This is a genomic window from Streptococcus oralis, assembly GCF_019334565.1.
Lineage (GTDB): Bacteria > Bacillota > Bacilli > Lactobacillales > Streptococcaceae > Streptococcus > Streptococcus oralis_CR.
Genome location: NZ_CP079724.1, coordinates 1,598,483 through 1,620,427 on the forward strand (window position 1 = coordinate 1,598,483; position 21,945 = coordinate 1,620,427).

General features: G+C 40.0%; 17 protein-coding genes. 1 reads left to right on the forward strand and 16 read right to left on the reverse strand.

Annotated elements, in window-relative coordinates; genetic code table 11:
- Nucleotides 1-37: 37 nt before the first annotated feature.
- The 16 genes from KX728_RS07765 to KX728_RS07840 form a co-directional block, all read right to left on the reverse strand.
- Nucleotides 38-1,090: a glycosyltransferase gene (locus tag KX728_RS07765; protein ID WP_049477782.1), complete on the reverse strand. Its 1,053-nt coding sequence runs from the start codon at nt 1,088-1,090 to the stop codon at nt 38-40.
- Between the two features lie 27 nt (nt 1,091-1,117).
- Nucleotides 1,118-2,221, reverse strand: coding sequence for a UDP-galactopyranose mutase (gene glf, locus KX728_RS07770; RefSeq protein ID WP_215804345.1), 1,104 nt, complete (start codon nt 2,219-2,221; stop codon nt 1,118-1,120).
- Nucleotides 2,222-2,230: 9 nt separating this feature from the next.
- Nucleotides 2,231-3,643, reverse strand: a complete 1,413-nt coding sequence (locus tag KX728_RS07775; protein ID WP_215804344.1) for a flippase — start codon at nt 3,641-3,643, stop codon at nt 2,231-2,233.
- Nucleotides 3,640-4,800: a hypothetical protein gene (locus KX728_RS07780; RefSeq protein WP_061421393.1), complete on the reverse strand. Its 1,161-nt coding sequence runs from the start codon at nt 4,798-4,800 to the stop codon at nt 3,640-3,642. Before KX728_RS07780 ends, KX728_RS07775 begins: the two co-directional genes overlap by 4 nt.
- 38 nt (nt 4,801-4,838) lie before the next feature.
- The gene (locus KX728_RS07785) at nt 4,839-5,804 is read right to left on the reverse strand and encodes a glycosyltransferase family 2 protein (RefSeq protein ID WP_084849938.1); all 966 of its coding nucleotides are present in this window, start codon (nt 5,802-5,804) and stop codon (nt 4,839-4,841) included.
- 34 nt (nt 5,805-5,838) lie between these two features.
- On the reverse strand, nt 5,839-6,837 hold the full coding sequence (locus tag KX728_RS07790) for a stealth family protein (RefSeq protein ID WP_061421395.1): 999 nt from the start codon (nt 6,835-6,837) through the stop codon (nt 5,839-5,841).
- A 2-nt stretch (nt 6,838-6,839) separates the two neighbouring features.
- Entirely contained in the window at nt 6,840-7,997 is a 1,158-nt protein-coding gene (locus KX728_RS07795) for a glycosyltransferase family 4 protein (RefSeq protein ID WP_000822224.1), read from the reverse strand.
- Between the two features lie 3 nt (nt 7,998-8,000).
- Nucleotides 8,001-9,173 (reverse strand): beta 1-4 rhamnosyltransferase Cps2T, encoded by a 1,173-nt coding sequence (gene cps2T / locus KX728_RS07800; protein ID WP_215804343.1) that lies wholly within the window; start codon nt 9,171-9,173, stop codon nt 8,001-8,003.
- 30 nt (nt 9,174-9,203) lie between these two features.
- Nucleotides 9,204-10,571 (reverse strand): sugar transferase, encoded by a 1,368-nt coding sequence (locus KX728_RS07805; RefSeq protein WP_049520844.1) that lies wholly within the window; start codon nt 10,569-10,571, stop codon nt 9,204-9,206.
- Between the two features lie 22 nt (nt 10,572-10,593).
- Nucleotides 10,594-11,286, reverse strand: a complete 693-nt coding sequence (locus KX728_RS07810) for a tyrosine-protein kinase (RefSeq protein ID WP_061588742.1) — start codon at nt 11,284-11,286, stop codon at nt 10,594-10,596.
- A gap of 9 nt (nt 11,287-11,295) precedes the next feature.
- Complete coding sequence (cpsC, locus tag KX728_RS07815) at nt 11,296-11,988, reverse strand: capsular polysaccharide biosynthesis protein (RefSeq protein WP_215804342.1); 693 nt, start codon at nt 11,986-11,988, stop codon at nt 11,296-11,298.
- Between the two features lie 8 nt (nt 11,989-11,996).
- A complete protein-coding gene (gene cps4B, locus KX728_RS07820; RefSeq protein WP_215804341.1) occupies nt 11,997-12,728 on the reverse strand; it encodes a capsular polysaccharide biosynthesis protein Cps4B in 732 nt (243 codons plus the stop codon).
- Nucleotide 12,729: 1 nt separating this feature from the next.
- Complete coding sequence (gene cpsA, locus KX728_RS07825; protein WP_180833764.1) at nt 12,730-14,175, reverse strand: LCP family glycopolymer transferase CpsA; 1,446 nt, start codon at nt 14,173-14,175, stop codon at nt 12,730-12,732.
- Between the two features lie 191 nt (nt 14,176-14,366).
- Entirely contained in the window at nt 14,367-16,328 is a 1,962-nt protein-coding gene (locus tag KX728_RS07830) for a peptide ABC transporter substrate-binding protein (protein ID WP_215804340.1), read from the reverse strand.
- A 147-nt stretch (nt 16,329-16,475) separates the two neighbouring features.
- A complete protein-coding gene (locus KX728_RS07835; protein WP_215804339.1) occupies nt 16,476-18,443 on the reverse strand; it encodes a peptide ABC transporter substrate-binding protein in 1,968 nt (655 codons plus the stop codon).
- Between the two features lie 169 nt (nt 18,444-18,612).
- The gene (locus KX728_RS07840; RefSeq protein WP_215804338.1) at nt 18,613-20,223 is read right to left on the reverse strand and encodes a glycoside hydrolase family 13 protein; all 1,611 of its coding nucleotides are present in this window, start codon (nt 20,221-20,223) and stop codon (nt 18,613-18,615) included.
- A 152-nt stretch (nt 20,224-20,375) separates the two neighbouring features.
- Between KX728_RS07840 and KX728_RS07845 the strand changes: the two genes are divergently transcribed.
- Nucleotides 20,376-21,860, forward strand: coding sequence for a DUF1846 domain-containing protein (locus tag KX728_RS07845; RefSeq protein WP_215804337.1), 1,485 nt, complete (start codon nt 20,376-20,378; stop codon nt 21,858-21,860).
- Nucleotides 21,861-21,945: the final 85 nt, after the last annotated feature.

Below are 21,945 nucleotides of genomic sequence, written 5' to 3' on the forward strand. Positions count from 1 at the left end.
TATTATATTTCATTTTGTCCCAAATTCCCTAAGGAATTTACTTCAATTTGGATAAGGCAGCTTTTAAATAGGCTCCGTCTCGAAGAGCAGCTCCAACTTTCCTAGCTTGTTCTGAAAGTTCCTTGTAGTCTTGAAGTGTCAAATCATCTAGTACTTTTTGGAGGTCGTGTAGAGAATCAACTGCTAGACCACACTGTTTATCCAGAACAAAATGTGCGAGAGCCGACTCTTTCCAGACTATTAGGGGAAAACCTGAAGCTAAGTAGAGAGAGGCCTTGTGCGAGTTGTTAAAGCGTAGATAGTTTCCGTAAGAACCTTGGCAGGTCTCTGAGCTGTCTCCGTCCCATACCAAACCAAAACTACCTTCAAGAGCAGCGGGGAGGTCATCTGGCATAAAGGAACCAAAGTAGCTAGTGTTTTTCAATGCACGACTTTCATCGTAGCCCACCCCATACAAGTTATAGGCGGGCTGGTCTGGCAAGTTATAAAGATAACCTGACTTTGCAGGATTCAAATTTCCAGCTACGATAATAGGTTGGTCTTTTTGAGGAAGAGTTTGTACCTCAAAGTTAGGAATCAGATAGTCAAAAATCTCCAAACTAACCATTTTATCTGCTGGCACTCCTTGACCTACCAGAACTTTCTTCATGATATCGTTATGAACGATAATGCCATCCACTGACATCAAAGCTTTCTTTTCCTGGAAGTAATTGCGCACTTTATGACGGAATTTCACTTCCGAACCTGCTGCATGACGCAAGGTTTCAATATCATGGATCAACAGATAGAATTTTGCTCCTCTTTTTTGCGCCTGCTTGATGAGTTGTGAGATGAAAAATGTATGGTGGATAATAGGGAACTGAATCACCAATTCATCTCCAGCTCCCAACTGATCAAACACAGACTTGGTCGCACGATATTTGTGTTGTTGAGCTTTAAAGAAATTCATCTTATACCAATTCTCAACCTTGAGCTCCAAGCCCTCATAACCCTCTGAGATTAGAATAGCTTCCACGTCATTTCGTGCCTTACTCCCTGCATTCTTTTCGTGTGCATTATGCAGAAATGAATCTTTCAGATAATATTTCACCTTTTCTCCCCTTTATCCGTGATGTTCTTAGATACTCCCTAGTTCTTCTTCTACCACATCCAATGCACGTTCAACAGTCACGTGCATATCATAGTATTTATAATCTGCCAAGCGCCCACAGAAAATAACTCGCCCATTTTTCTCAGCTTCTGCTAGATACTGCTCATAAATTGCATTGTTTTTGGCATCATTGATTGGATAGTAAGGTTCATCTCCTCTTTTCCAATCTGCTGGATATTCACGAGTAATAACGGTCTTGGCTTGAGTCCCAAACTCAAAATGTTTGTGTTCGATGATTCGCGTATAGGGAATATCACGTTCAGTATAGTTGACTACAGCATTTCCTTGATAATTTTCTTGATCCAAAATCTCATGCTCAAAACGGAGACTACGATACTCTAGTTCACCAAACTTGTAGTCAAAGAACTGATCAATCATCCCTGTGAAGACAATCTTAGTTGCTGAAGCCTCCAAGTTCTCACGATCAGCAAAGAAATCTGTATTGAGCTCTACTTCGATTCCTTCCAACAACTTTTCGATGATGACATTGTAACCACCAATTGGAATCCCTTGGTAACGGTCGTTGAAATAATTATTGTCATAAGTCAATCGAACTGGTAAACGCTTGATGATAAAGGGTGGTAGTTCAGTAGCAGAACGCCCCCATTGCTTTTCGGTGTAGCCCTTGATTAGCTTTTCATAGACATCCGTACCAATCAACTTAATGGCTTGTTCCTCTAAGTTTTTAGGCTCAACATCTTGCATGTGTGTCGTCTGCTCAGCAATCTTGTCCTTGACTTCTTGGGGTGTCTTTGTCCCCCACAAAGCATAGAAAGTATTCATGTTAAAAGGCAGATTGTAAAGATGTCCTTGATAGTTGGCAATAGGAGAATTGATGTAATTGTTAAACTCTGCAAACTGATTGACATAATCCCAGACCTCTTTATTGGATGTATGGAAGATGTGAGCTCCATACTTGTGGACATTGATTCCTTCAACAGATTGGCAATAGATATTCCCACCAATGTGTTCTCGTTTATCAATCACCTTCACCTTCTTGCCACGTTTGTTAGCTTCGTAGGCAAAGATTGCACCTGACAAGCCAGCACCGACAATCAAATAATCGTACATAAAATCTCCTTATTTCTTTAAAACACTTTTTAGTTCTTGAAAATCCAAGACACGTAAGAGCAAAATCAAGCCACCATAGACTAGGAAACCAAGTACAGCATAGATTAAGACATTCACAACAGACGAGAAGTGCATGAAAGCTTGTGCAGAATACAGGGCGCCGTACATCAGTAGTGCTGCTAGAAGTATTTTTAGCATGGATGGTAGAATCTTGACCTCTTTTAGATACGAACGTGTAAAGTAGAGTTGAATCAGCCAGACCAAACCTTCAGTCGCAACAGATACAATTGAAGCTCCAATATAGCCCAGAGGCGGGATTAAGAGGAGATTCAAGCCCACACTAAAAACAGCTGGAATAGTTGTTGATAGCATAAATTCACGATTCTTATTGTGAGGAATCAAGATTTGAATTCCCATGATATTGGTCCAGCCAATAAAGAACATTCTAAAGGCCATGATGGCAATCGCATAGCGAGCATCTTGGAAGTCTTGCCCCAGGAAAAAATTAACAAAATCTTTGTTAACAATCAAAATCCCCGCAATCATCGGGAAGATAACCAAGTTATACACTAAGAAAGACATTTCATGTAACTTGTTAACCGCCTTTTGATTGCCTGATGAGAGGAGATTGGAGACCCGAGGCAACATGACACTACCTAGCGAAGTTACCAAGGTCAACAAAATATTCAATAATTTCAAGGCTTGATCATAGATCCCGACATCCTTGGTCGAAGACAAGGCACCTAACATAGTGCGATCTAGCGTGATGTAGAGCGAAATGGCAATCTGTGGCAGAAACAAGAGAATGACTGGTTTGATATGCTCTTTGGCATAGGCTATATCCAGATGCGGCTTGCGAATGTGCTCCCGAGCAGGAAGCCACATACTCAACTGACCTAGTAGATCATAGGCAACCAAGAGGATGATATACAAGTACAAGTCAGATGGTTTCTTAACAAATAGGAATATCGATACAACACCTAGAAGTTTGACCATTGTGTTACGAGCAGTGATTTTTTTGAAATCTTCTAACCCTTGAAAGAGCCAAGAGATATCAAAACCACGAGACAGCAAACTAAAGCCAAGAATATAAGCAATTGGATTGTTCATTGACGGTACAAGCAAACAAACAATTATATAAAGTATAACCGCTAAACAGGTTGAAAGGACTTGTAAACTGTAAATACCCCAGAAGGTCTTTTCAACTTCCTTACGATGGCCGGAAATTTCCTTAGTCCCATAATTGGCCACCCCAAGTTTCGCTAAGAGTATAAAGTAAGTTACTATTGAGTTGTAGTACCCATAGGAACCTAAGTCATTGGATGAGAAAACCCGAGTAATATAGGGTGTAGTAATGACTGGTAAAACGATTACTAACAGCTGATAAGAAAGATTATATAAATAATTTTTTAATACTTTCACAAGGAGTTCCTCGTTGTAGATTTCTTCGATTCAAATTCAATAACTGGCAAGGTTGCAAATAGAGTAAACATAAAAATATTATAAGACGGGCGAACCCAGAAGGCCTCAAACATACAGTTGACTGCTATTAAGGATAAGGCCGTCAATAGCAAATAATTCTTTTTGCGATAAAGTGACCAAGACCTAACTATGTATAACACGACCAATAAGAGAACTGGAATCATCCCATAGGTAAAGAGCATCTGAACGTAGGAAGAGTCTACATAGTCGTAGCTCAAAACGGATTCTGTACGCCCCCCATAACCGACAAATGATATGCCCCGAATCCCAAACCACTGCACTGCATATTTTTTTAGTGCCTCATGTCCTAGGTGTAATCTCATACTAAAAAAATTGTTTAGAGCCACATACATTGGATGAGACCAGGTAAATTTAGAAGAGAGATAAATCATTATTGAAGACGCTATACCAGCCGATAAAGGAAGTAAAGCAAAAAGCCGTCGCTGTTTATCATTTCGGAAATAAAAGTACAGAAAAATGAGCGCCATTACAGTAATAGAAGCGGCATTAAGCCTCGCATCGCAATATCGAATAATGAAATAAGCCAGACCAAATCCTAAGGCAGTCCGTAAAACAATGAATTTCTTTCTAAAGATATACGATATAGCTGTATATAGATAAAAACAGTGAGAAGCAAAATCAGTTGGATAAATAAAGCCAAATGAATTTCGAACAACGACTCCCGCAGATCGTGATTGGACAAATTGCAAGTTTGGAATAGCACCAATCACGGCCAAGAACACTATCAATACAATAAAAAACAAGGCTACAACAGAGTATATTTTAAGTACACTTTCCATCTCAGCCTTGTAAAGAAAGACAAGCAGAAACATATACATCAATGCATTAAGGTTCCCAGTCTTATAGTAAACCATGCCCCCAGCAAAAAGAAGAATTGGTGCAAAGATGAGATAGCTTATAGAGTAGTGATGAATATAAGCAAATCGCATAGCAAGTAACAGGACCGCAAAAAAAGGAACTACATTAGGAATATTAGGTAAAACAGGAGCTAACATAGACGTATTGATCATATCTATGGAGACAACCACTATTAAAACTGCTGCAATTAGCAATTTATCACGTTCTAACTTTAACATTTTCTTTTTCCTTTTCTTCTTTCATCCCTAACTCTTACTTAGGATTTTTTTAACTTTTTAAATTGATAATAGAGCCGCGGATACTTAGTAATTAAAACATAGAGGATCCTACGTTTCTTGCTAACTCTAGCATTCTTCAAGACAAGAGGCAAATAAGGCCTGGTTTTCTCCTGAAGTCTCTTGAATTCTACCGAATCCCCATCCTTAATCATCGTAAAGATAAGAAGACTTCCTGTAAAGAAGCGTGAAATGATGGCTTCTTGGAGTTCTGAACTCTCAGGATAGGTTGCATTCACAACCTCTTTTAAATGATCAATTGCTTCGTAAAACTCGTATTGTTTTGGCGTGAAAGCCGAGGCAGTAATGCTACCAGGTCTATGGTAATAATGGTAAATCGGAAGATGGTACAAGGCCACGGATTGGGCTTGGTTGAGATGCTCACTGATAACATAGAGGTCTTCGTAGATGCGCCCCTTGGGGAAGGGAGCTTTCTCAAGAAGTTCTTTCCGATAGAGTTTCCCACAAGCAGAGACCGTTACAAGGTCTCCATAAAGCATCTCAGTCAGAGCCTTTGCCTTGTCATAGACCTTAACTTGGTCTAAATCAAGCTGATCCAAGTGAAAATTTTGAAAACGATGATAGTGAGCTGTTGGCTCTACTTTGCCACTCACCATATCTGCTTGGGTACGACTTTGTAGCTCTGCTAGCAGTTCCAAGGCGCAGGGTTCCAGATAGTCGTCTGGATCTAGGAAAGTAATCCAGTCACCCTTGGCTTTCAAGACCCCATAGTTCCGAGCATCAGACAAGCCACCGTTGACCTTATGGTAGCTAGTCACCCAATCATATTGCTGGGCATACTGGTCACACAAGTGTCCTGAGCCATCACTCGAGCCGTCATCAATCAAGAGGACTTCCATATCCTTGTAAGTCTGATGTTCCAAACTCTCCATGGCATAATGAAGGTAGTCCTCCACATTATAAACAGGCACAATTACCGAAATCATATTTTCTTTTCTTTCTCTTACTTAGTTTTACAGTTTAAATCTCAAATGAACTTCTATCTGGAAGCAGTTGATCCATAGCCTTGATAAAGTCTGTCATCACCTGCTCCTCGTCTTGAATGTTAAATCCATCATTGATACACATAATTTGGTATTTGCCAGAATTTAGTATCTTCCAAAAATCTGGTCCGGCATTATCCAAAGAAAAGAGTCCTCCCAACTTAGGATTTCCGATAGCGTATTTACCACTGGCAATCTGCCAATACTTAAAGAGCCAAACATTGGTATCAGAAGGATTTCTAAAGCGACTAGCCGAGGTTCTTTCCAAGACAGCTTTTTCCTTTTCCCATACCAAGTTCATCGTTGATCTTAGTAGAGGATAGGGCAGATGACTCTCCCAGAAACCACAGATAAACTGACTATTTCTGTATAGTAGCGACTTAACGATACTTTTTAATCCCTGCTTTGGATCAAAGAATTGGCCATTCTTCAAAATTTCATTTCGACTGAAATAGCTAGTGACAATCTCCATGTCATTTACCTGAAAATTCCCCGTTCCATATCGCTCAGGAATAATCGGTGAAAGAGCCGTATTATATTTGGGTAAACCATCCTCTGAGAAAAAATCTGTCGGCTCGACTGGAGCTGTCAAATACATATCGTCATTAAAAAAAACAAAATGCTCAGAGAGACCAGGGATTCGATGGATGTTACTTTCGATAGGATTGGCAGAAAAAACTGGCAGGTAGTCATTACAGATAATCTCTGTATGATCTACCAACACCAATTTTTCACTATTTATATCTAACCAGCTTGGCTTTTGCTGGTCGGTCACGAGGTAGACCTTATTAACCCATGGTGCAAACTTTTCAACCCCTCTAAACCAGTATTTAAAAGTTCCCCAATCACGGTAGGCTTTCACAGAATTCATGCTGTTTTTAGAAGTATCCACAGCTCCAGAATATTTAGCTTTCTTGGCTTGCCAAATTGGATCTCCACCATCAACCCAAGTAACAACAAAATCTATTTTATTCATAACTAATCTTTTCTATCTGTTTTATACAACTCCGAGAAGTTCTTGATGTAACTCTCCAAAGAAAACAGCTCTTTTTGTCTCTGATATCCTACTCGCCCAAATTTTTCTCTTTTTTCAGAACTATCTAGTAAGAGAGAAATGGCATTAGAAAGTTCTTGAGGACGATTTGGTTTGACTAAGCAACCACTTTTGTCATCTACTACCATTTCAGCTATTCCCCCATTGTTATAACCAACAACTGGTTTTGAACAAGCCATGGCTTCTAGGACTACTGTAGGTAGGGAATCAGGTTTTATACTTGGTAAGACAAAGATATCAAACATATTATAAAGTTCAGAAGTCTTATCGTAGTAATCAATACGATGAATTTGTGACACAACAGATGAAGAAGCTATTCTCTTATCTAGTTCTTCTAAGCGCCATTCTTCACCAGGAAAAACACCTCCAGCCAGGAAAGCCACCGCTTGCTCATTCTTTTCCAAAAGTGGCTCGACTGCTTCTATGAAATCATTTTGTCCTTTAATAGCATTGACCCGACCAATCATGCCAATCACAAGTGCATCTTGCGCAATGTCAAATTTTTCACGAATAGAAGACGCATCCATTGGATAATAGACAGCATTATCGACACCGTTATAAATCACTTCCACTTGGCTATCTTTGATAAAGGGAGACTGCTTGATATGATTAGCGACCGCTTGGGACACCGTCACAATCTTGTCTGCATATCGTCCCATGAGCATATTGATAAAGTCAGAAATAGCTTTGGGTTTGACGATAATCTCATGAACATGCCAAATCAAAGGCAGCTTGAGCTTGCGTTTCAAATAGATGCCCTCCAAAACAGCCGCTGTATTATTGTGAACCATATCTATACTGTGTTCTCGAGCATAGAGGGCGATTTGCTTAGCATAGAAATTATAAGAGCGAATATAGTCGGCAATGCCTTTAGGATTAAAGTATTTTCTACGTAAAATCGGATAATCCAACACGCTGACCTTAGCTCCAACTTGGCGCAAAGCCTCGACTAAAACACCGTCATTTGGCAAGATGACGTGAGCTTCAAATTCTTTGGAATCCAATCCTTTTATCAATTCCAATAAAACCTTATCTGCTCCATACATTTCTGCACCAGCATGCAAGTATAAAATCCGTTTCATTCCCTATCCTTTAAACACTTCTTCATAATCTGACACAATCTTTTCCCATGTGAAAGCTGAGATAATTCTTTGGCTTGACTTGAAATCCAAGTCAGCTATCACTACCTGATCAAATCCCTCTACTTCCTCAATGACGCGTGCCAACTCATCTTTTTTCCAATAAATGGCCCCGTCTTCACCAACCTCACGGTTAAAACCAACATCTAGCAACAAATTTAGTTTTGTGGATGCTAAAGCTTCCAGTAGAGAAGGGTTGGTTCCTCCAACCTCATGCCCATGGAAATAGGCAAAGGCATTTTCACGGATGTACTTGAGCAACTCTTGGTCATAGACAGTACCGACAAATTTGACCCTAGGATCTTTGTCAAAACCAGTATCCCGTAACAACTGGTCGTAAAATTTATTATGCTCCACATTTGTGATGAGAACAAAGTCCTTTTTGGACTTGGACTTGATAAATTCACGAATCATGGCTTCGTAGTTATTTTCAGGAACAAATCGTCCCACTACTAGATAATAGCCATTTTCGCTAACTTCTTTTTCCTTATACCAATCTCGAACTTTGGCATCTTCTGCTTTCAGGATTGAAGGAGCTGTATCTGTCCCATAGGCAATATAGGTGGTTTTTGGTTGGTACTGCTTATAATCCTCTTGGATATATTTTTCAATGTTTTTACTGTCACAGACCAGTAAATCTGCATGTTTGACCATGAGCTGCTCTGAAAATTTCCAGTACTTACGAACTGGAAGGCTCCATTTTGCTCGCAACCATTCATGACCATCAGGATTCACCAGCAAAGAGCCACCAATCGCACGAATTTTTTTCTTAAGTCCAGAAATAAAAGGACCGATGCGACAAGCTAGAATGTAAAAAATGGGAGCCTCGTCCTTGTTCTCCTTAGCCAATTCAATAGCCTTGTTGACCGCTGCAATATCGTAAGCGATGGCGCGGGCCGGGCCGATATTGGGTACATCGATGTTGAAGCAAATGGCTCCATTGTGCTCAAACTGGTCTTCCGTAATGCCAGACTTAGCAGAATTTTCACGCATACAAGCAACATAGTATTGTATGTTGCTGTCTTTTTGATATTCGGTTAATTTTTCAACAAAGGTTTCAAATCCTCCATACTTAGCAGGAATCCCCTTTGAACCAATAATATAAACTGACTGTTTCATTTCTCTCCTAACAGGACTGAAGGGCAGAAATTACTTCGCCCCATCTCTCATAAATACAACTTTAACGGTCTTTAACAATATTTCAATATCTTTCCAAATAGTCCAATCATCAATATAGGCCACATCTAATTTAACAACTTCATTGAAATCCTTGATCTCACTTCGCCCGCTGACTTGCCACAAGCCTGTTATCCCAGGTTTAAAACTCAATCGACGTTTTTGTTCAGGAGTATATTTCTCATACTCATCCACTGTTGGGGGACGGGTTCCGACCAGACTCATATCTCCCATTAAAACATTCCAAAACTGCGGTAACTCATCTAGGCTGGTCTTACGAATAAAGCGACCAATTGGAGTGATACGAGGATCATCATCGACCTTAAACATGCCCCCCTGCATAGTATTTTGCGCCAAAAGTTCTTGTTTCCGCTGCTCAGCATTCACGCACATAGATCTAAATTTATAGAAAGTGAAATGTCGACCATTTTTTCCAATACGCGTTTGAGAAAAAATCGCTGGCCCACCATCTTGTCGAATCATCGGAACCAAAACAATGCTCACCAAACCACAAATAATCAAGCCGACAATCGAACCGACAATATCAATGAACCGTTTAGCAATGACATGACTGGTCTTATAAAATTTTGTAGAAAACGTGATAACATTCAGCCCTGCCATCCCACGAATCTTTTTATCACTACCTAGATAGTTATTAAAAGCATTCAGATTAACTGTAACATCAATTCCCATTGTCTCAAAAAGTGAGATAAACTCCCCGATGTCGTACTCTTCACTTGGTAGATTGATAAAGACCTCATCGACAACTTCATGAGTAGCAAAGTCTAAGATATTCTCAGCAGGTACAACCGTTAAGGATTGATGCTGAAAATCAGGCTGGTCTAAAACACTGACTGCCACCAAGTTCCAAAAAATTTCTCCCGACTCTATCAGCCTATCGATGACTTTTTCAACCCTAGAGGTCGCTGTTATCAAGAATATCTTCTTACTCCCCTTGAGATTTGGAAAGATGCTTTTTCTATAGCGTTTAATGCATAGATTCAACAAATACAACAGAATAGAGTGTATTGTCAAAAAATAAATCATTCCTCGTCTAGAGATACTAAAACGATCTTCTAAGAAAAAATTCGAAATACTGATAGCTAAAGCAAAGAACACGATATACTTTGTCGTGTTGATAAACTCTGCTAAATAACCCCTTTTAAAAAAATCATGCCCATAATCACTGATATAAAAAATAAAAAAATGAAGAATGAACAAGATAATAACAGAAGTATTTACAATCTCTGTTTCCTTAACAAAACTAAGTAAATAAGCTAATAAAATGACAAGAAAACTCTGGATTGTCGCCAAAGTAATCTTCAATCCCTTTTCTTCCATAATATCTTCCCTAAACTATTTATTATTTTTTGCCATAATTCCCATAGTTTCCATATGCTCCATAGGAGCCATATTTTTCAACTGAAGTATTGAGTTTATTAAGCACAATTCCTAAGAATGGTTTGCCTGTTTGTTCGAGTTGTTCTTTAGCTTTTTGGACATCACGACGATTTGTTTCACCAGCAGCAGTTACTAAAACAGAAGCGTCACACTTCTGCGTGATAATCGCTGCATCGATAACAACTCCAATCGGAGCAGTATCTACAACGATGTAGTCAAAGTACTTGCGTAAGGTGTCAATCATGGTCGCAAAATTTTCACTTTGTAACAAAGCTGTTGGGTTTGGTGATACAGAGCCCGCTTGAATGACAAACAAATTTTCAACATTGGTTTCACATAAACCTTGTGATAGGTCTGTTGTACCTGACAAAAACTCTGTTAGACCTGTAATTTTTTCCCGTGATTTAAAGACACCTGACATGACTGAATTACGGATATCCGCATCAATCAACAGCGTCTTATAGCCCGCACGAGCGAAAGCCCAAGCAATATTGGTAGAAGTTGTTGATTTTCCTTCTCCTGGTTTGACAGAGGTAATGGAAATCACTTTCAAGTTATTCCCACTCAATTGAATATTGGTGCGAAGGGCATTGTAGTATTCTTCTGCTTTTCTTGCCAAATCTAATTTTTTTTGTGCAATTTCTAACGTTGGCATTTTTCTCTCCTATTTCAATTTATCCAAATTTGGAACTACTCCCAATAGTGCTATTTGCATCACGTCCTCAATATCTTCTGGACGTTTCACTCGTGTATCCAAGAGCTCAACTAGGAGAACTGTGACAACCATTACAACCGCCCCCGCAAGGAATCCAACCAGGGTATTGCGACGAATATTTGGTGAAGATGGCGATGTTGCAGGGCGTGCTTCTTCAAGCGTTGTCACATCCGAAACGCGAGTGACGCTGATAATCTTTTGAGCCGCAACCTCTCTCAAAGAGTTGGCGATACGGCTAGCTTCCTCAGGTGCACGGTCTGTAACAGAAATAGATACAATACGCGTATCCACTGGAACTGTTACCTTGATTTTACTAGCTAGACCTTTTGGAGGGAGTTCTAGTTTCAAATCAGTCGCAACCTTCTCTAAAACGTCTTGCGAGAGAATGATTTCGCGATAGTCTTTTACCAAATAAGATCCTGCTTGCAAGTCTTGGTTAGTCAAGCCAGGCTTATCTCCCTGATTGCGATTGACCACATAAATTCGGGTCGTACTCGTAAACTCCGGCTTCACAATAAAACTACTGTAGGCAAATGCTACTGTCCCTGTCACGAATGCTACCAAAGCAATTAACAATTTTCGTTTCCAAAGGATTTTAAGTAAGTGAAATACATCGATTTCCATCATATTTTGTTCTTTCATTTTTTCTCCTAAATCAATTGATCCATTATTATTTTTCGGGGATTATCCTTAAAAAGTTCCTTAGCCTTATCTTCACTGTATTTTTTGGCAATGATATCATAGGCTTCCTCCATATGAGGAGGTCTGTGATCCAAGTTGTGCATATCACTTGCTATCACGTGAACCAGATCTCGTTCCAAGAAATACTGGGCTCTCTTTTTCATAAATTTATAGGTTTCTCCGAAGAGTTTTGGTTTCAAAACATGAGAACTATTGACCTGAGTATAACATCCCATATCAATCAGCTCTCGCACGCGCTTTTCATTGTTTTCCAAAGCATCGTAACGTTCAATGTGGGCAATGACGGGTGTAATGCCTAGCATTAGAATATCACTCAATCCCTTATGCATATCTCGATAAGCTGTATTCATACTAAACTCAATCAAAGCATAGCGACTATCGTTAAGGGTTGGGATTAATTTCTTTTCTAACTTCTCAACAACATCTGGCGTATAGTAGATTTCTGCCCCATAGGCAATGATTAGGTCATCAGCAACTTCCTTAGCCATTTCTCGTACCTTCAGAAAGTTGGTTGCGATTTTTTCTTCAGAAGTTTCAAACATTCCTTTTCGTCTATGCGATGTTGAAACGATTGTCCGCACTCCTTGACTATAGGCCTCTCTAAGAAGTTTTTTACTCTCCTCTATCGACTTTGGACCATCGTCCACATCAAAAACGATGTGCGAATGGATATCTATCATGCTACTTGCCCTCCATCACATCATTGATAGCAGCTTTGGCAGCGGCCAAGCTACTTTCATCAATTTCCATCATGTAGAGGTTACTATCTGGCATAGCGTATGAAGGAAGATCCGTGCGTCCAGTTCCCTTCAAGTCTTGAGAGTTGACTTTGTAATTCCCGCCACTCTCCAATTGAGTATTAACCAGATCCATCATGGTTTCCAAAGGCATATTGGTCTGAAGAGAATCTTGCAATCCTTGGATGATGTTATCGTAGTTTTTTAAAGCCTCAGTTGACGTCAACTTCTGAATAATAGCTACAATAACCTTTTGTTGGTTCCGACCACGATCTCGATCTCCATCTGCTAGAGAGTAGCGCTCACGGACAAAACCAAGAGCTTGCTCAGAGTCTAAATGAACATTCCCAACAGGGAAATGGTACTTGCCATGCAAAGAAGTGAAATCCTGATCATTATAGACATCAACACCACCTAAAAGGTCAATCAACTTCAAGAAAGAAGTGAAGTTCAAGCGAACATAGTAGTTAATATCCACCCCATAGAGATTTTCCAAAGTATGAATCGACGAGTCCACTCCATAGATTCCAGCGTGGGTCAATTTATCCTTTTGATTATTTCCCCCATCCGCAATCGGAACATAGGAATCTCTAGGCGTTGTAGTCAGAAGGATTTTCTTGGTATCTCGGTTCACAGTCATTAGAATATTCACATCCGAACGCGAAACGGAACTAATCGGACCATAGGTATCAATACCACTCACATAAATATTGAAAGCTTTATTCTTCGATACCTTTGGTGCCGCAACATCCTTAGTTAATTGTTTTGTATAGATTTTTTTGATTTTTGAAGCATAATCTGGATACTCTGCTTCAATGATATTTTCAAAGACACTATTTAAGACAATTGCTTTCGTTTCGCCAGAAAGCAGACTCTTATAAGCTGCTAGATAAGAAGTACTCTGTTCAACTGTCAAGTCTTTACTCTGTGTCGTCTTAATATCCGCCACCAACTTTTGGATATTATCATTATCTGTTTCAGTCGGACCTGTTACACTATCCAACTGGGTCACATTATTGATTTCACTATCTTTCAAAACGACCACACTCATCGAATACTCTGAGTAGTTTGAGGTCGCATTGATATGATTGGTAAAACCGACAAACTGTTGCAAAGCATAGAGAGAAACGGAGCTAACTACGATAGCAAGTGTCAAAAAGAAAACCGTAAACTTCTCGGCTTTTTTATACACTATCAGAAGGATTGCAATTACAGCAGAAATAAAAATAAGAACCGCCGTAAGGATATTGAGGTACCGAAAAGCTAAGATATTATGTTTAAAAATTAAGAACAGCAAAAAACCACTCAATAATAAATAAATGGTTGCTAAAACTATATTAATATTTCGTTTCACATTCCCTAAACGAGCTCTCTTTGAACGTCTACTCATGATAATCCCCTATACACGTTAATAGTTATAAATATTATATCACAATCATGATGGAAATTCCATCCATCCTTGCTATTTTCAGCGTTTTCATTCGCTTTTGTTCTCTTAAGTTGCTCTAAAATATAAGCAAAGTTCCAAATGCCATTCTGCACAAAAAGACAAGGCGCTCAGGGGCAACCTTGTCTGTAATCTTATTTTACGTGGTTTTCAAACTCTTTTTGGCTCTTTTCGATAGCTTTTTTACTTTCTTCTTCCCACTTAGCCTTGGCTTCATCAAATTGTTTCTTGGTAACAGGGTCTTTTTGTAATCTCATGTACTTATAATTATTTCCGTCACCCTTGATTCCCACTAGGGAGTAGGCACGTGTAAACGGAGTTACTTTGGTTACAGAGGCTGTACCACCATTTGACATAGCAGACATAACTAGAGAATTGTCAATCATCCAAGCTTGAGCTTCAGCGTATTTTTCATAACGCTTAGCGACATCTTTATTCTCAGCATCTGCTTCTTTTAGAAGTTTCGTATAGATATCGAGCCCCAAACTCTTAATGAGCTCTTGGTCTTCCTTGGCATCAAGACCAAAAATCTTGAGATAGAAGCCAGTTTCAGCATTGAAGGGATCTAGATAAGTTGATGGATCCTGGTAATCACCAACCCAACCATCAAAGTTTAGGTCGTAGTCACGAGCTGCTGGATTTGGTGCTAGGAAGGCAACATTTCCAAAGTCATCTGTAGAAAGCTGTTGAACATCAATGACGATATTGTCAGAACCTAGTACTGTTTCAAGGGTTTGTTTGACCGAGTTCATACCAGAGACCGCATTTTTATTCGTCTGATCAACAGGGACATCCAAATGGATTGGGAAAGTCACGCCTTGGGCTTCCAATTCCTTTTTAGCTTCCGCAAATTTTGCTTGGGCCTTTTCCTTGTTAAAGTAGGCATCTTGAGCATCTGCCAAATTGATACCTGACCACTCAGTTCCGTAGTTCACAAGCTTAGAAGCTGTTACTTCTCCAAAGGTCTTATCTCCCACCTGGACAAATGTTGGAGGAACTAGAGTATTACGAAGGGTTTTACTCGCTGCTTCTTCACCGTTAGATTGAGCAGAGTAGGCTGTTCGATCAATACCAAAGTTGATAGCCTGACGGAAATTTTTATTTAAGATAGCTGTTTGAGCTGATTTCTTTTGTTCATCCGTTGTTTTAGCGGTATGATTATAGGTTTTGCGGTTGACGTTAAAGTTAAAGTACCAAGATGTCTTGTCTTGCAAGCTATAAACGATATTGTCTTGGTATTTTTCTTTTGTCTTAGCATAGTTCGAACTATTTGGATAGACTCCTGCAATCGAGTAAGCACCACTTTCAAAGTTTCGAATGGTCATCTCCTGATCTGACCCATCAAAGTAAGCTAACTTAACTTTTTCAATGGTTACTTTGTCATGGTCATAATAGTGTGGATTCTTCACATATTCAATCGAAGATTTTGATGTAAAATCTTTTAACAGATAGGGACCATTATAAAGGATACTGTCTGGTGTCAAGGTACCAAAATCTTTATCCTTTGATTTCAAGAACTCTTCGTTGACTGGGAAAAGAATACTATTGGTTGTCTTAGAGTTCCAATAAGGTTCTGGTCGTGTCAAAGTGTACTCAACCGTATAGTCATCCAAGGCTTTGACACCAACAGTTGAAAAGTCATTGGTCACACCCGTCACATAGTCATTCAATCCCTTGATTGAATTTTGGATCAGATCCATAGCTTGCCCCTTGTTGTCCGCAGCATATTTGATCCCAGTGACAAAATCCTGAGCTTTGACTGAAGCATATTCCTCACCGTCAGCCGTATACCACTTGGCATCTTTTCTAAGCTTGTAGGTATAGGTCAAACCATCTGATGAAACAAACCAATCCTCCGCAAGAGCAGGTACGAGGTTTCCATAGCTGTCATTTTCTAACAAACCATCTACAAGATTGGTAATAACGGCAGTGTTATCTGCATAATAATCTAGAAGATAGTTAAAAGTTGTCGGATTCGCACTAAATGTTGATGAATAAGTGCTAGTATCTGTGTTGGACTGTCCACATGCCGAGAGCAAAATCCCTGTCGCTAAGACAAGGCCTGTCCCGATTAGTCTTTTTTTCAGTTTAATCATCATCCACTCCTTTATGTCACTTTTTATAACATAACCATATTTTATCAAATTTATTCAAAAATGTAAAGTTACTGCTTTTATGACAACTGGTGTCTCAAAACAAAAAAGGAAGCACAGTTTCCTGCAACTTCCTTTTCTGTTTATAGATTACTTGACGTGTTTTTCAAGTTCTTTTTGGTATTTGGCATTTGTTTCGATTTTTTCTTGTTGCCATTTCTTGAAGGCTTCTTCGTATTCTTTTGCAGTTACAACGTCATTTTGCAACTCCAATCCTTTGAATACAAATGGGTCTCCCTTGATCCCGACTTGAGAGTATGCTTTTGTGAATGGTACAGTACGGCTAACCGTTGGAGAACCACCTGAAGAAGCAACTGGGATCAAGAGCGAACTATCCGATACCCAGGCTTGCGCTTTAGCGTATTTTTCGTAACGCTTATTGAGGTCGCTTGTTTCAGCTGCGGCATCATCCAAGAGTTTCTTGTATTCGTCCAGTCCAACTTGAGCCATCACTTCTGGATCATTTCCGCGCTTGATCCCCAAGTGTTTAAGGGCAGAACCCTTCTTAGCATCAAGAATGTTGAGGTAGGTAGCTGGGTCTTGATAGTCTGGTCCCCAACCAGTTCCATTCAAGTCATAGTCTTTTTGTGCTGGAACCTTAGCTTGAGAAGTAATGCTCAATTTTTCATTATCGGTCATTTGAAGGACATCAACAATGACATTCTCCGTACCAAGTGATGATTCGATAGACTGCTTGAGTGAGTTGGTTTGTTGAACCGCGATTACATCTGTTTGTTCAACCGGGATATCCAAATGGATTGGGAAGGTAACACCCTTGGCTTGCAATTCTTCCTTGGCTTTAGCAAAGGCCGCCTTAGCTTTTTCAGGACTGTAAATCGTATCCTTACCATCTGTAAGGGCTACATCTTTCCATTGATCTCCATAAGAAACCAGCTCTGCTTGTGCCAACTCTCCAAATGTCTTTTCACCTACTTGAACGTAGTCATGAGGTACTAGACTATTACGGATAATTTTATCCGCACCTTCTTCACCATTCAACTGAGCCGTGTAAGAATGACGGTCAAGGGCAAAGTTCAAGGCCTGACGGAAATTCTTGTTGAGAAGAGCTTCTTTTGTTGAAGTTTTTTGAGCCTCGTCTGTTTTAGCTGTTTTATTGTAAGACTGGCGGTTTACGTTAACAGTGAGATAGTAGCTTGTCGCTTCTTGGGGACTGTAGACAATCTTATCTCCGTACTCTTTCTTAGTTGACTCAAAGTTTGAGCTTGTTGGGAAGAGACGAGCTGTTGTATAGGCACCTTGCGTAAAGCTTCGAATCAAGGATTCTTGGTCGGAACCATCATAGAAGGTTAGTTTAATATTGTCAATCTTGACATTGTCCTTGTCCCAATAGTTTGGATTCTTTTCATATTCAATGACTGATTTTGAAGTCAATGATTTCAAAAGGTAAGGACCGTTATAAAGAATACTTGATGGTGTTGGCGCACCGTAGTCGCTCCCTTTAGAATTCAAGAATTCTTCATTAACTGGAAGCATGGTAGCAGTTGTAACCTTAGAATTCCAGAAACTTTCTGGTTTGTTGAGCGTGTATTCTACCGTGTAATCATCAACAGCCTTAACTCCTACAGTAGAGAAATCATTGCTCTCACCACTAACATACTCTGCCAAACCTTTGATAGAATCCTGAATCAAAGAAAGACCATCTGATTTTCCGTCAGCAGCATGTTTAAGCCCAGTAACAAAGTCTTTAGCTTTAACTTCAGCGTATTCTTCTCCATCAGAAGTATACCATTTTACACCCTTACGAAGTTTGTAGGTGTAAGTCAAACCATCCTTTGAAACAGACCAGTCTTCTGCAAGCGATGGAATTAAGTTCCCATACTTATCATTTTCCAAAAGACCATCAACAACGTTTGCTATAACGTCAGAGGTTGAGCTCTTGCTCGTCACACTATAGTCCAAAGAAGATGGATCCATAGCGTAGACATAAGAGAATGTCTTGGGGGCATCAGCCTTCTTTTCACTTTGCCCACAAGCAGTTAACAGTAGGGCTGCACTCAAAACAGCACCTGCTCCTAAGAGCCACTTTTTCGATTTCATAAGTAATCTCCTTAAAGATAGTGTTTTCACCATTATACCCTATTTTTTCATAAAAGCAAGGACTTTCGCCAGATTTTTTAGAAAATTCTAACAAATATTTTTTAAAGGCTTTTCTATATAATTTTTAGTAAAAGAACCTCAAGCATTAAAGGCTTGAGGTTCACTTATTTTAATCCGTTACTTCCACACAGAAAGCATCCCATGGAGCCAAGGTTTGTTTTTCAACTGTTTCTTGAGTCACAGTGTTTTCAATCAAGATTGACTTAACTCTTCCTTCTACTGAAAAGTTTTGTTTTTCATTGGACAAGTTAGCCACAACTAGGAAACGACGGTCACCGTCCTTACGGATATAAGCAAAGACCTTATCAGCTGTATCCAGCAATTCAAAATCAGCTCGAATCAGCCAGCTGTTCTCCTTACGGATTTGAACGAGTTTTTGATAAGTATAGAAAATTGAATCTGGATTTGCCAGTGCTTCTTGAACGTTGATTTCTTCGTAGTTTGGATTAACTGCCAACCAAGGTTGACCTGTTGAGAAGCCAGCATTTTTGCTTTCATCCCACTGCATCGGAGTACGGGCATTGTCACGACCAATAACACGGATACTGTCCATAATTTCTTCCATCGGAACGCCTTTTTCAAGAGCTTCACGCGCATAGTTGAGGGATTCAATATCTTCTACTTGATCCAGTGTTTCAAACGGATAGTTGGTCATTCCAATCTCTTCACCCTGATAAATATAAGGTGTCCCTCTCATGAGATGAAGCAGGATTGCAAAGGCTTTAGCAGGTTTTTCACGGTATTCTTGGTCATTTCCCCAGATAGAGACGATGCGAGGAAGGTCATGGTTGTTCCAGAAGAGGGAATTCCAGCCGTCCTCAACTCCCAGCTCTGTCTGCCATTTGTTGAAAATCTCTTTTAACTTCCCTACATTTAACTCTTTTTGGTAGTGCCACTTAGGTTGCCCTTCCTGATACTGAAGACAGATGTGTTCAAACTGGAAGACCATAGACAATTCTTGTCCTTTTGGATCCGAGTAAAGCTTGGCAATTTCTGGCGTTGCCCCCCAAGTTTCTCCCACTGTCAAGAGATCTTTGTCACCAAAGGTGGCTTGGTTCATCTCCTTGAGATAGGGATGGAGCATGGGACCATTATTGACTACTTTCTCATCAGGAATCTTGCCAATCATATCAATGACATCCATACGGAAACCACCAATTCCTTTATCAATCCAGAAGTTCATCATCTCATAAATTTTCTGGCGCAGTTTTTCATTCTCCCAGTTGAGATCCGGCTGTTTCTTACTGAAAAAGTGGAGATAGTATTGACCCGACTTTTCATCGTATTCCCAAGCAGATCCACTAAAGATAGACTCCAAATCATTAGGCTCATCCCGCCAGATATAGTAGTCACGCTCAGGGCTATCAGGATTCTCACAAGCCTCGACAAACCATGCGTGTTCATCCGAGGTATGATTGACCACCAAGTCCATGATAATTCGGATATCACGCTTCTTAGCTTCTGTGATGAGTTGGTCCATGTCCTCCATGGTCCCGAAAATAGCTGCAATCGCTTGATAATCAGCAATATCGTAGCCATTATCATCCATAGGGCTATCATAAACAGGAGAAAGCCAAATCGCTGTGATTCCTAACTTGGCTAGATAGTCTAACTTACTAGTAATTCCTGGCAAATCGCCAATTCCATCTCCGTTGCTATCCATAAAACTCTTGGGATAGACTTGATAGACTACGGCATTGTGCCACCATTTTTCTTGCATCTTCTTACCTCATTATTTTAATAATCTATAGTCTATGATAGCGCTTTTTCAAACTTTGTGCAAGCGTTTGCCTAATCTTTTTGATTTCTTTTTTGGCTCCGTAGTTTCCTATCTTCCAATTTTTTATTATAATAGAGGTCAGAGGTAAAAAAATGAAAAAACAAGCTTTTAGTTCTGAACAATATTTGAATCTACAGCGCGACCACATTTTGGAGCGCATCAACCAATTTGACGGCAAGCTCTATTTGGAGTTTGGTGGCAAAATGTTAGAAGATTTCCACGCTGCTCGAGTCCTTCCTGGTTATGAGCCTGACAATAAAATCAAGCTCTTGCAAGAATTGAAAGAGCAGGTTGAAGTTGTGATCGCCATTAATGCCAGCAACATCGAGCATTCTAAAGCGCGTGGCGACCTAGGCATTTCTTATGACCAAGAAGTTCTTCGTTTGATTGACAAATTCAATGAGCTGGGAATTTTTGTTGGTTCGGTTGTCATCACACAGTACGCTGGCCAACCTGCTGCAGATGCCTTCCGCAACCAGTTAGATAAAAACGGGATTGATTCCTATCTTCATTATCCAATCAAAGGATACCCGACTGATATGGACCACATCATTTCTCCAGAAGGTATGGGGAAAAACGACTACATCAAAACCAGTCGCAACTTAATTGTCGTAACCGCTCCTGGACCTGGTTCTGGAAAATTGGCCACTTGTATGTCCAATATGTACCACGACCAACTCAATGGCATCAAGTCTGGTTACGCTAAGTTTGAAACCTTCCCAGTTTGGAACCTACCCCTTCATCATCCAGTCAACTTGGCCTATGAGGCTGCCACCGCAGACCTTGATGATGTCAATATGATTGACCCCTTCCATCTCCAAACCTATGGAGAAACCACTGTCAACTACAACCGTGATATCGAAATTTTCCCGGTGCTCAAACGTATGTTGGAGCGCATTCTCGGTGAATCTCCATACGCTTCACCAACAGACATGGGTGTCAACATGGTTGGTTTCGCTATTACTGATGACGAAGCTGCTATCGAAGCTTCAAAACAAGAAATCATCCGTCGCTACTATCAGACTGTTCTTGATTTTAAAGCTGAAAAAGTCGGAGAAACTGCTGTCAAGAAGATTGAACTTCTCATGAACGACCTTGGAATCACACCTGCAGACCGTAAGGTTGCTGTCGCAGCACGTCAAAAGGCGGAAGAAACTGGTGGACCTGCCCTAGCCCTTGAATTGCCAAATGGGGAAATCGTAACTGGTAAAAACTCTGAACTCTTTGGTCCTACAGCTGCTGCCTTGATCAATGCCATCAAAAAATCAGCTGACATCGCTAAGGAAGTGAAACTAATCGAGCCTGAAGTCGTCAAACCAATTCAAGGTCTTAAAATCGATCACCTAGGTAGCCGCAATCCTCGCCTTCACTCAAATGAAATTTTGATTGCACTTGCCATCACAGCTATGGAAAATCCTGATGCTGCGCGTGCCATGGAAGAACTTGGGAATCTCAAAGGAAGCGAAGCTCATTCAACCATCATCTTGACCGATGAAGACAAGAACGTCCTTCGCAAACTAGGTATCAACGTAACCTTTGACCCATTCTACCAATACGATCGCTTGTATCGCAAATAAATAAACAAGGCTGGACAAAAACTCAATTTGAGATAAAAATCCAGTAAATCTTTACATAATAAAAAAATCAAACGCATAATACCAA

Excerpts from the sequence above, each read along its gene's own strand:
- glf (WP_215804345.1), bottom strand. The coding sequence starts at position 2,221 with ATGTACGATTATTTGATTGTCGGTGCTGGCTTGTCAGGTGCAATCTTT.
- KX728_RS07780 (WP_061421393.1), bottom strand. The coding sequence starts at position 4,800 with ATGTTAAAGTTAGAACGTGATAAATTGCTAATTGCAGCAGTTTTAATA.
- KX728_RS07785 (WP_084849938.1), bottom strand. The coding sequence starts at position 5,804 with ATGATTTCGGTAATTGTGCCTGTTTATAATGTGGAGGACTACCTTCAT.
- KX728_RS07790 (WP_061421395.1), bottom strand. The coding sequence starts at position 6,837 with ATGAATAAAATAGATTTTGTTGTTACTTGGGTTGATGGTGGAGATCCA.
- KX728_RS07795 (WP_000822224.1), bottom strand. The coding sequence starts at position 7,997 with ATGAAACGGATTTTATACTTGCATGCTGGTGCAGAAATGTATGGAGCA.
- cps2T (WP_215804343.1), bottom strand. The coding sequence starts at position 9,173 with ATGAAACAGTCAGTTTATATTATTGGTTCAAAGGGGATTCCTGCTAAG.
- KX728_RS07805 (WP_049520844.1), bottom strand. The coding sequence starts at position 10,571 with ATGGAAGAAAAGGGATTGAAGATTACTTTGGCGACAATCCAGAGTTTT.
- KX728_RS07810 (WP_061588742.1), bottom strand. The coding sequence starts at position 11,286 with ATGCCAACGTTAGAAATTGCACAAAAAAAATTAGATTTGGCAAGAAAA.
- cpsC (WP_215804342.1), bottom strand. The coding sequence starts at position 11,988 with ATGAAAGAACAAAATATGATGGAAATCGATGTATTTCACTTACTTAAA.
- cps4B (WP_215804341.1), bottom strand. The coding sequence starts at position 12,728 with ATGATAGATATCCATTCGCACATCGTTTTTGATGTGGACGATGGTCCA.
- cpsA (WP_180833764.1), bottom strand. The coding sequence starts at position 14,175 with ATGAGTAGACGTTCAAAGAGAGCTCGTTTAGGGAATGTGAAACGAAAT.
- KX728_RS07830 (WP_215804340.1), bottom strand. The coding sequence starts at position 16,328 with ATGATTAAACTGAAAAAAAGACTAATCGGGACAGGCCTTGTCTTAGCG.
- KX728_RS07835 (WP_215804339.1), bottom strand. The coding sequence starts at position 18,443 with ATGAAATCGAAAAAGTGGCTCTTAGGAGCAGGTGCTGTTTTGAGTGCA.
- KX728_RS07840 (WP_215804338.1), bottom strand. The coding sequence starts at position 20,223 with ATGCAAGAAAAATGGTGGCACAATGCCGTAGTCTATCAAGTCTATCCC.
- KX728_RS07845 (WP_215804337.1), top strand. The coding sequence starts at position 20,376 with ATGAAAAAACAAGCTTTTAGTTCTGAACAATATTTGAATCTACAGCGC.